7 protein-coding genes are annotated in these 9549 nt (G+C 36.2%); 2 read left to right on the forward strand and 5 right to left on the reverse strand.

Translation table 11 applies throughout. From position 1 onward, the window contains the following. Nucleotides 1-41 precede the first annotated feature (41 nt). Genes VIH09_RS13570 through VIH09_RS13590 form a run of 5 tightly spaced genes read right to left on the reverse strand, consistent with a single transcriptional unit; the run spans nucleotide 42 to nucleotide 7132 of the window. Nucleotides 42-2393, reverse strand: a complete 2352-nt coding sequence (locus VIH09_RS13570) for a hybrid sensor histidine kinase/response regulator (RefSeq protein WP_331581890.1) — start codon at nucleotides 2391-2393, stop codon at nucleotides 42-44. Between the two features lie 6 nt (nucleotides 2394-2399). After that, nucleotides 2400-2804 (reverse strand): response regulator, encoded by a 405-nt coding sequence (locus VIH09_RS13575; RefSeq protein WP_331581892.1) that lies wholly within the window; start codon nucleotides 2802-2804, stop codon nucleotides 2400-2402. A gap of 41 nt (nucleotides 2805-2845) precedes the next feature. Further along, nucleotides 2846-3256, reverse strand: coding sequence for a response regulator (locus tag VIH09_RS13580; RefSeq protein WP_331581895.1), 411 nt, complete (start codon nucleotides 3254-3256; stop codon nucleotides 2846-2848). Nucleotides 3257-3268: 12 nt separating this feature from the next. Continuing rightward, the gene (locus tag VIH09_RS13585) at nucleotides 3269-3991 is read right to left on the reverse strand and encodes a HAMP domain-containing sensor histidine kinase (protein WP_331581897.1); all 723 of its coding nucleotides are present in this window, start codon (nucleotides 3989-3991) and stop codon (nucleotides 3269-3271) included. 6 nt (nucleotides 3992-3997) lie between these two features. Continuing rightward, the gene (locus VIH09_RS13590) at nucleotides 3998-7132 is read right to left on the reverse strand and encodes a PAS domain S-box protein (RefSeq protein WP_331581899.1); all 3135 of its coding nucleotides are present in this window, start codon (nucleotides 7130-7132) and stop codon (nucleotides 3998-4000) included. A gap of 453 nt (nucleotides 7133-7585) precedes the next feature. Here VIH09_RS13590 and VIH09_RS13595 point away from each other — a divergent pair, with 453 nt between their 5' ends. Together VIH09_RS13595 and VIH09_RS13600 are read left to right on the forward strand one after the other, a co-directional pair. Continuing rightward, entirely contained in the window at nucleotides 7586-8254 is a 669-nt protein-coding gene (locus VIH09_RS13595; protein ID WP_331581901.1) for an FAD-binding oxidoreductase, read from the forward strand. Between the two features lie 332 nt (nucleotides 8255-8586). Further along, on the forward strand, nucleotides 8587-9549 hold a 963-nt coding region (locus VIH09_RS13600), incomplete at its 3' end, for a PEP/pyruvate-binding domain-containing protein (RefSeq protein ID WP_331581903.1).

Raw genomic sequence — 9549 nt, forward strand, 5'->3', positions numbered from 1 at the left:
TTTTTAATTACTTACGTAAAAATTTATGTTCTGGTTTTACACTATTGTATTTTGGAAAAACCGTGGGTCATTTCCAATTCGCTGATAGACTGTTCGCAAATATCGTTAAATAATTTCACTTCAGCTTTTCTTTTTTGTCCTAAAGGATTGATTTCGATCTCATTTTCGATATTTTCAATGCATTTTGACGCTTTTGATATGCCTAATAAACTAATTGATGATTTTAACTTATGTAGTTCCGCTTTTAGAACCGGTATATTATCTGTTTCGTTAGACTGCAAAATTAGCTTCAAAGCTACGGGAGCATTGGTAAAAAATAAGGATACCATTTTCTGTATAAAAACAGAATCTCCGTCGGCGAATTCGTTTAAATAGCTGAAATTAATTAAGTTTTCGCTGATGCTTTTTTCTTGGGCAATAACAGCTCCATTTTTGTCTGTGTTCATTAAATTCTTGTGTAATTTTTCAAGCAATACGCTGAAATGAAATGGTTTGGAAATATAATCGTTCATGCCGTTCTCTAAACATCGTATTTCTTCCGTTGACGTGGCATGTGCCGTCAACGCAATTATTGGTATATTGGCTTTCGAGCCCATATGTCTCCTTATGTATTTGGTAAGCTCATTCCCGTCCATTTCCGGCATTTGAATATCCATCAAAATGACATCGTAATCGTTGTTTTCGATCTTCTCTATAGCAGCTTTTCCATTATCGGCGACGGTAATTTCTTTATCCCATCGTTCAAATATTTTTATGGCCAAAAGTTGATTCAATTCATTGTCTTCGACCAAAAGAATATTAATGTCTTTTAAGAAATCGGAAGACAATTGCTTTTTTGCCGGAATGGCGTCAATAATCACCTTTTTCGCCTTTTTATAATGTATCGAAAATGAAAATTCACTTCCCTTTGCCACTTCACTTTTCAAGGTTATCGTGCCGCCCAGTAATTCAATAAGTTTGCGTGTAATGGTTAGTCCTAAACCGGTTCCTCCAAATTTTCTTGTTGTTTCGTTTGATGCCTGATTAAAACTTTCGAATATGGAATCGATCTTATTCTCAGGAATACCGATGCCGGTGTCGATAACCGTAAAGTTGATTAATGTATCGGAAACGGATTCCTCCTTTTGGGAAACGCTCAATTCGACATACCCCTTTTCTGTAAATTTCAGGGCATTCCCCACTAAATTTATTAAAATTTGCGATAGTCGTGTTGGGTCCCCAACCAAAAAATCATTTATTTCCGGATCAATTTCGAACAACAATTTCACCTTCTTCTCCACCGCTATTGTAGAAAGTAACTCAATTACTGTTTTTATGGTTTTGGATAAAGAAAACTCGACCTCTTCAAACACCATTTTGTCTGCCTCTATCTTTGAAAAATCAAGAATGTCATTGATAATGACCATCAGGTTTTTCCCGGCTCTTTTTATCGCTTTGACGCTTTGCTCCTGATCGCTGTCTAAATTTGTACCTTCGAGTATCCTCGCAAATCCAATTATCCCGTTCATAGGAGTGCGGATCTCATGACTCATGTTAGTAAGAAACTGTTCCTTTACCCTAACCGATTGCTCCGCTAAATTTTTGGCAAGTATCAACTCTTTTTCTATGCGTTTTTGATCGCTTATGTCTTGAATGGTTCCCAAAATCTTGAACGGTTGATTGTACTCGTCGTTCAAACATTTTATGTATTCATTGATGTATTTTACCGTTCCGTCTTTAGATGATAAACTGTGACTAAACTGGGTCTCCGAATTATTCTTTTTAACGTAATTGAGATTACTTTCAAATAGTTCGACATCATCCGAATTAATAAAACGAGATTTTAGTAGTGCTAAGGAAGGGATGCAATTTTCTTCGATTTCAAAAATACTGTAGAATTGTTCCGAGAAAAAGACATCGCCATCATTTAAATTTATCTCCCAACTTCCAATCTTAGCCAGTTTCTGGGCTTCAAAAAGCCTATTCGCATTTATATTTAAAGCCCGTTCTGTTTTTTTCCGCAGTAAGACACTCTCATGAATTTTAAGCACATTTCTGATACTTTGCGAAATGCCGTCAGGAGTCAATAATGTTTTTGGAATATAATCTGAGGCTCCACCTAAAATAGCCTGACTGGCGATTTTTTCGTCACCTTGAGAAGTGACAAAAATTACCGGCGTTTCAATTCCTAGATCACTTAGTTTTTTTAAAAAAGAAATCCCGTCACTGTCTGGCATTAGATAATCAAGAAAAATTAAGTCATAATTAAATGATTTTAATTTTTCAATTGCCTCTTTGGCTGAATAAGCGTTTTCAACCTGGGCTATTATACCTGATTGGGAAATTGATCTATTTATGGTGATCAAATCAACTTTATCATCATCGATTATCAATATTTTTAAAGCTGTGGCCATGGGGTTTTATTTTTTTTCACTTGAATATTCAATGATGTTCCAATAGTCATTCAGTATTGAAAAAAAATCGATGTTATTTTCGCTTTCAATAGGTTTCCGTATGTACCCAGCGATATTTAAATTTAAAGCGGCAACTTTATTCTCGTCATCATTTGCTTTTGTGATTACAAATACCAAAATTGATTTTAAATCGGGATGTCTCCTTATGTTATATAATAAATTCAAACCGCTCAGCCCGTTCTCATTGATATCAATCAAAATATTTTTAGGGGTTGGAGATATTTTATGATCTCCCTGAAGCAATGACCATGCTTCATTTTCGCTTTCTGCAAAATGTAAAGTAGTTGCTATACCAAGTGTTGAAAAAGCATTTTTGGTGCTAACAACATCAATTTTATTATTATCTACCAATAAAATGTTTGAGCATATCATACATTAATTCCTATTAATTATTACATTTCACACAACTGCCAAAAGTTCTTAAGCGTTGCCACAGATGAAATGAATTTTTCAAAGGACAATGGTTTTAGGATATATCCAGCCACGTTTAGATTATAAGCATCTATTTTGTCGCTATCTTCATTTGAAGTCGTCATCACAAATACGGATATGTTCTTCAGTTTTTCATCTTCCCTCAATACTTTAAGAAATTCGATTCCATTCATCTTTGGCATATTAATATCCAAAATGATGATTCTTGGCAACGGAATAATTACAGACTTTAACATCTCCAGCGCTTCGACACCATTACCTGCGACAAACAGTGGGTTTTTAATGTTGTTTTTTGAAAATGCTCTCTTAACATTCATTACGTCAATCTCATCGTCTTCAACCAACAAAATATTTACTAATCTATGTGTCATAACTTTTAATTTTTATATACTTATTGTTTTAGGCCAATTAAATTTAAAAAGGGAACCGTTACTTACGGTTGGAGCATAATGCAATTTCCCTCCAACCATTTTTATAATTTTGTTAGAAATAGTTAATCCTGCACCAGTAGTATCTACCACATCTTTTGAATTTACGGTGTAGAATATGGAAAAAATTTTATCCCTCACTTCTTCCGGTATCCCAGGACCATCATCTGAAATTGAAATTTCATAGTCGGCGTCATTTTCGGTTATCTCAATGATCACATTCTTCTTTTCTTTATCATGAAATCGAATGGCATTATCCAATAAACTAAATAACACCTTTTCCAGTTTTTTCCCCAAGGTAATGCAATTTTCATCTTTTAGATGATAGGTAATGTGAAATTCAACGTTTGACTTATTGTCTAACATCTTTATACAGTCATTCACCAATTTAGGAATATTGACTTCATACAATTCCATTTTGGTCTTATCGACTCTTGAAACTTCAAGCAAAGCATTCATCATGTTTTCAAGACGTACCACTCTGTTTTTCAGCAAGCTGAAATTATCTAAAATATCCTGATTTGCATTACTGCCTAAATCATCTTCAATCCAAGTTGCAATGTTAATAATGGCTCTCATTGGCGTTTTTATATCATGGGAGACAATATAGACAAACTCTTCATATTCCTTTTTAAGAGCAATTAACTCTTCCCGACAATTATTTTCTGACTCCTTCATATCCATTTATTTTGGAAGCGTAAAAATAAAACTTGCCCCTTTATTCTCTTCTGATTCGATTCTGATATTTCCTCCTTTTTCTTCAATTATCTTCTGGACAATCGACAATCCTATACCCGTGCTTTCCTTTTTATCTCGAGCTTCAATGGTCTGAAAGACTTTAAATACTTTTTTATGGTATTCCTCAGCAATTCCTGGACCATTATCTGATACCGTAAATTGGTGAAAACCGGTAATGGACTCATAAAAACATTCTACTTTTCCAAAAGGTTTGTCATTATACTTTACTGCATTGCTAATTAGGTTACTAAAAACTTGATACAATAAAATATTCGCTGCGGTAATGACAGGAAAATTTTCAGCTATGGAAATTTCAAAATCTTTGTTTGGCAGTAATGTTTCAGCTATCTGATCCAACATTTGCTTGGTATCAACCGGTTCTTTTTCAATTTTTGTCCTACCGATACGGGAATAATCCAAAACCCCGTTGATCAAATTTTCCATCCTTTGCACACGTCCCCTCAAAAGGCCAAAATTATCGCTTACCATTTCCGGCATGTCTGGCATATCTTCTACAATCCATTCTGACAGGTTGTTTATGGCCCTGAGCGGCGCCTTGAGGTCATGTGATACAATGTAAGCAAACTGATCCAATTCCTTATTCTTTTTTTCAAGGTCTACCAATGCGCTATTTAAATTTTCTTTGGCCAATTTTTGTTCTGTAATGTCAGAGCTTATGGCTATATATTGGTAGGGTTTCCCTTTATCATCCAAAAACGGAACAATTGTGGAATCCACCCAATAATATGAACCATCTTTTGCTCTGTTTTTAATATCGCCCTTCCAAACTTTCCCACTCGCAATGGTTGTCCAGATATTTTTCACAAATTTGTTTAACTGATATTCGGGATTGCCAACATAGTGATAATGCCCAATTAATTCGTCTCTGTCATATTGGGATACCGAACAAAACTTATCATTTACAAAAGTAATTATTCCCTTACGATCTGCAATTGTCACAATCGCTGACTCGTCTAGTGCCGATCTTACATCATTTATTTCTTTTGCTTTTTCGGCAATCTTTTGCTCTGCAAGAGTTTTTTGAGTAACATCCAGAATAGAACCTTGAAGTCCAATAATCTCTCCTTTTTCATTTTTAAAAGGTTGCCCTATTTCCTGTATGTATTTTATTCTATTGTCAGGAAATAAAATTCTATAATTGGTTTTATAATCCTCCCCTGTCTTTATGACATTTTTATCAAATTCATCCAGTTTTGCCAAATCATCATCATGTATTCTAGCGCGATAGGCATTATACAATTGGTCTGCAGGAACGCCATCTAGTTCGAAGATAGTAGAATGACCCTTAGACAACATCAGATCCTTTGTGATGGTATTAAATTTCCAGCTTCCTATTTTAGCGATTCGTTGTGATTCGTCCAGTAAGGTATTGCTGTTTATTAAATTTTGCTCCGCAAGTGTTTTCTCAGTAATGTCCTGAGTACTTCCCTGTGCAGCCACTATTTCTCCAAATTCATTTTTAATAAGCTGACCTAAGGTTAAAATGTACTTTACCCTATTGTCAGAAAATGTGATGTCGGTGAGAAACTCAAAATTCTGTCCCGTGCTAACACTTTTTTCTATCGCTTTATCCAGGCGCGCCAAGGTTTCCGGACGAAGTAATTTCCGATAGGCAGCGTAAAGCCTATTTGCAGGCAATTCTTCAAATTCGAAAATCTTATAATTCCCTTTTGACCAAATTAAATCCTTGGTGATCAGATCAAATTTCCAGCTCCCCGTTTTTGCAATACTTTGCGATTCATCTAATAAATTATTGCTGTTTAGTAAATTTACCTCGGCTTCCTTTTCTTTGGTGATGTCCTTGGCAATTCCCAAATACCCGGTTACTTCTCCTAAAACACTCTTTATGGCAGTAACCGATAATTGTACCGGAAAGCTGCTGCCGTCCTTTCTGACATAGGTCCATTCATGAGAATCGGCTACCCCCGACTTACACGCTTTTGCAACAAATGTTGCAAATCCCAGCTCCACTTTTTCACCAAGTTCAATTGTTAAATCTTCAGAACGTTTCATAACTTCATCCAAAACATGAAAAATTGCTGGAGAAGCTTTTCCTATGACTTCTTCTGCCTTATAGCCCAGCAATAGTTCGGCACCCCTATTAAATTCTTTAATAGTTCCATCCAGCTCAGTCGCTATCATTGAAAATTCGGAAGCGTTCAGAATGGCTGTCAAATCTGATGTAATGTCCAGAATTTCTTTCTCACGCTGCTTTTCTATTGTCATGTCCCTTGCAATACAGTACAAATTTCCAGTCTCAGGATCTGGCGACGCATTCCAACTCAGCACTAAATATTGCCCTTTTTTTGTTCGATATCTATTTTCGAAACTGATCGTTTTATTTCCATGAGAGAGTTTTTCAACCTCTTTATATGTTTTTTCTAAATCTTCGGGATGAATAAAATCCGTGAACGGTTCCCCTTCCAGATCTTCTTTGGAGTAACCCAGAACTTTAGTAAAGGCAGGGTTAACTTTTATAAATTTGCAGTCCACATTGGCTATACAAACCATGTCTTTGGAAAGTTCGATGAAATTCTGAAACTCTTTTTGGATTTCTTGAAACTCATCATTTTTTTCTCGCAAACAGAGCAAAACCATAACCTGGTCCGCAAGTATCGTTAACGCTTTTTTTTGTTCTTCCGACAGCTTATTGGGTTTTGTATCTATCACGCAGAGCGAACCTAAATTAATGCCATTTGAATCCCTAAGTGGTGCTCCCGCATAGTATCGTATATTGGGATCGCCGGTCACTAAAGGATTATTTGCAAATAATTCATTTTCCAATGCGTTATCAACTTCATATACCTCATCTCCCATAATGGCATACTGGCAAAAAGAAATATCCCTAGGCGTTTCGCTGACGTCTAGACCAACCGATGATTTAAACCACTGCCTGTCTTCATCCAATAAACTCACCAAAGCTATCGGAGTGCCACAGATATAGGAGGCCAACTGTGTAAGCGCATCAAATTCTTTTTCCGGCAAGGAATCCATTATTGAATAACTTTCAAGTGCTTTTAGACGATCTAATTCATTTGCTGGTAATGGAGGTATTTTCATTTATTGGGCTTTGGCTCTTTAAAAGCTGAAATTAAATCATTTAAATTCAATATAAATACTGAAAAATGATCGATTTATGCTCCTTCTAAGGTATGATGAATTGCTTTCAAATCAAGGTTTAGCTACAAAAATAAAATTATTTTTGAATTATAAGAGTCTTTTCATTTTTAATATCGTAGCGGAACGAAATTATTATGGATTGCGCTGGATAGATAAGAAACTTCCATATCAATTTTGCTATAAATTGCGGGAAGACATCGCCAAACTTACTTCGTTAATTACAAAAAACCATTCGACTACAAAGTGTTTAAAATCAATAATTTAAGAACTAACATAGTTGCTTTCCGGTTTTATTTCGTTAAATTTATTATCCATTTTAATCCAATTTAACCTTGAGCCTAAACGAAGTCATAAAACTACAGATTAGCTTACAAACATCTAAAACTAATCCCCATGGAAAGTCATATTGTTAAAGTGATAAAAGCGATTTATATCACCCACGATGTAAAATGCTTTACGGTCGAAAAACCCGCCGGCTTTGATTTTATACCGGGTCAGGCCACGGAAGTCTCCATAAACCTGCCATTATGGAAGAATCAGTTACGTCCATTCACCTTTACCTGCCTGAGAGAAAAGGATTATCTCGAATTTATGATCAAGATTTACCGGGATCACGAAGGCGTTACCAATATGTTGGGCCGGACAAACGCGGGTGCCGAGCTGATTCTGCATGACGTTTTTGGAGCGATTCAATATAAAGGTCCGGGTGTTTTTATTGCCGGTGGCGCGGGAATTACTCCATTTATCTCAATTTTTAGAGACTTGTACAATAAAAACCAAATTGAAGGCAACAGCCTTATTTACAGCAACAAAACATCCGAAGACGTCATCATGGAGGGCGAATTACAGGAGATGCTTAAAGACAATTTCATCAAACTGTTCACCCGTGAAAATGTATTGGGGTTTAGGGGAAGGAGAATCGATCGGGCATACCTCATTGACCACATATCCGACTTTGGACAGCACTTTTATGTATGCGGACCAAGCGGGTTTGTGAAAAGCATAACAAAAGACCTAAATGACCTAGGCGCGAGCATGGATATTATTATCATCGAAATGTAAATAAATTACTGGTTCAAAAATGTGCTTTCCTCTCTTCGAAATTAAAAAACACAGATCACAAACTAAAATAACACACTATTAACCAATTACCTACATCTTTAAAGCGCTAAAATAAATAGATCTTTTTACTTCCAAAAAAACAATAAATTGACTAAATTTACAGTAACTGTTTCGTCAAGCAGGAACTCCTACTACCCTCTTTTTCAAACATCTATTCTTATAAAAGCTTCTATTGTCTGCATGTCGGGACATTAAAAAGATATTGTCAGCCCTTTTGAATCACTTGATTAAAATTCATCATTTGTTCTAGCTAATAATAAATTAAATAAGTCATGAAAAATGCAAGACACATTCTGTTTTTCGATGAAATTAATATAAATGATATCGAAAAAGTGGGCGGAAAAAATGCCTCATTGGGCGAAATGTACAATCAGTTGAGCCCTTTGGGTATAAGAGTCCCAAATGGTTTTGCCTTAACCGCAGATCTGTATCGACTGTTTCGAAAGGAAAATAATATCGAATCCGTTTTAGATGAATTGTTACTTTCGCTTGATTCAAAAAATTATTCCAACCTTACAGAAATAGGTGAAAAAACCCGGAAATACATTTTATCGGCTGGACTTTCGACAGAAATTAAAAGGGAAATTCGTATCGCTTACCAATCCCTTTGCAAACAAAGCGGAATTGAGAACCTGGGGGTCGCAGTACGGAGCAGTGCCACAGCCGAAGATTTGCCAACCGCCAGTTTTGCCGGACAGATGGAATCTTATTTGAATATTAGTGGCGAGAAACAGTTGGAGGATGCGATCCATAGATGCTATGCGTCCCTGTTTACGGACCGCGCCATCAAATACCGCCATGATATGGGTTTTGCAAAGTTGGACATTGCCATTTCTGTTGGAGTTCAGCAAATGGTGCGAAGCGACAAGGCCGCCTCGGGGGTTGCCTTCACCATCGATCCGGACACCGGATTTCAAAACACGATCATAATCAACAGCAGTTGGGGCCTGGGAGAAAACATCGTGAAAGGAACAGTTACACCTGATGAATGGATGGTATTCAAGCCCACTCTGCAAAACAGCAACTTCAATCCCATCCTTAAAAGGCATTGCGGCCGAAAAGAATTTACCATGATTTATGCCGAACAATCTAAAGAAGCTTCTGCTGAAGAAACTACCATAAACAATGAAACACCTATCGAAAAACAGAACCAATTTTCCCTTCAGGACAAAGAGGTAATCCAACTTTCGCAATGGTGCTATTCAATAGAAAAACACTATAACAAACCCATGGAT

This window comes from Flavobacterium sp. (genome assembly GCF_036515215.1).
Classification (GTDB): Bacteria; Bacteroidota; Bacteroidia; order Flavobacteriales; family Flavobacteriaceae; genus Flavobacterium.

Bases quoted from the DNA above. Each gene is read 5' to 3' on its own strand.
- VIH09_RS13570 (WP_331581890.1), bottom strand. From the start codon at position 2,393: ATGGCCACAGCTTTAAAAATATTGATAATCGATGATGATAAAGTTGAT.
- VIH09_RS13580 (WP_331581895.1), bottom strand. From the start codon at position 3,256: ATGACACATAGATTAGTAAATATTTTGTTGGTTGAAGACGATGAGATT.
- VIH09_RS13585 (WP_331581897.1), bottom strand. From the start codon at position 3,991: ATGAAGGAGTCAGAAAATAATTGTCGGGAAGAGTTAATTGCTCTTAAA.
- VIH09_RS13590 (WP_331581899.1), bottom strand. From the start codon at position 7,132: ATGAAAATACCTCCATTACCAGCAAATGAATTAGATCGTCTAAAAGCA.
- VIH09_RS13595 (WP_331581901.1), top strand. From the start codon at position 7,586: ATGGAAAGTCATATTGTTAAAGTGATAAAAGCGATTTATATCACCCAC.